Here is a 1,043-nt window from a genome sequence, read left to right as displayed (position 1 = left end):
GGGACCGTATGCTCGTCGATCGTTGCGCTGACGCGGGCGCCGATCACGGCCCGGACCGATGACAGTTGGATGAAGCGTCCGCTTGCCTGCATGGCAGCCGCATGCGCCAGCCGCGCGCTCAATTCCGCGTTGGCCGCTCGGTAGTCGGCTTCGGTGGCACCGCCGTGATCATTGTTCAGCCCGGCGCAATGAACGACGTCTGTAATGTCACGGGTGACGGCAAGGAAGTCCTTGGCCGGCTCATCGAAACGCGGCAAGCCAACGATGTCGCTGCCCGAAGCGAGCCTTTCTGGGTAGCGCGAGGCGAGGCGAACCTCCACCCCTGCCTCGCGAAGCCTTTCCACGACAAGGCGTCCGATGAAGCCCGATGCGCCTGTGACCAAGACCTTCATTGCCTTGCCCGGAGCCGCTATTGCGTGACTGGCGGAAGCGGCATCTCTTCCGGCAACGGGGCCTGACGTCCCGACGCAAGATAGGTCCCGGATACCAGGAAGACCATGAACACCGAATCCAGGATGTCTTGGCCGATCAGGATGCCTGTCATCCCAGCCGTCAGGTAGGTGATCACCATGACGACGACCATGGTGGCGCCAAAGCGCTCGATCGGGTCGGCGCTGTTGCGCAGGACCAGGGCGGCGTTTCTGCCGGCGACGACAAAGATCGCCGCCAAAGTCACGGCGCCCAGGATGCCCGCCTGTACCAATGCCGTCAGGAAACCATTGTGGAAATGATTGAAACCTGCCGTTTTCGCGAACAGGTCCTGGAAGCCCTGCCGGATCAAGAGCTGGTTCGCGCCCACTCCGTGTCCGAACAAGGGCATCTCGCGGAATGCCTTCAGGCCGATGTCCCAGAGGGCAACACGTATTCCAAGCGAGGTGTCGGAATTGCCGTGCGCCCCAAGCGCGTCCCAATCAGAGCGCAGAAAATCAAATCTGTCGGATATCGTATGGAATCCGATAGCGGCGACGGCGACGCCGATTGCCGCCAGCAGAAGCAGCAGACGGACGGCATTCTTCCCTTTCAGCCAATGCTGGTTGATCAAC

General features: G+C 61.7%; 2 protein-coding genes. Both read right to left on the bottom strand.

Features of this window, described 5'->3' with window-relative positions:
* Positions 1–392, bottom strand: a 392-nt coding sequence (locus FJ980_RS34110; RefSeq protein ID WP_140547724.1) for an NAD-dependent epimerase/dehydratase family protein, incomplete at its 3' end; no start/stop codon positions are given.
* A gap of 17 nt (positions 393–409) precedes the next feature.
* Positions 410–1,043, bottom strand: a 634-nt coding sequence (locus tag FJ980_RS34105; protein WP_140547723.1) for an O-antigen ligase family protein, incomplete at its 5' end; no start/stop codon positions are given.

Source organism: Mesorhizobium sp. B1-1-5 (assembly GCF_006443065.1).
In the GTDB taxonomy this organism is placed as follows: Bacteria; Pseudomonadota; Alphaproteobacteria; order Rhizobiales; family Rhizobiaceae; genus Mesorhizobium.
This window is presented reverse-complemented; position numbering and strand designations above follow the sequence as displayed.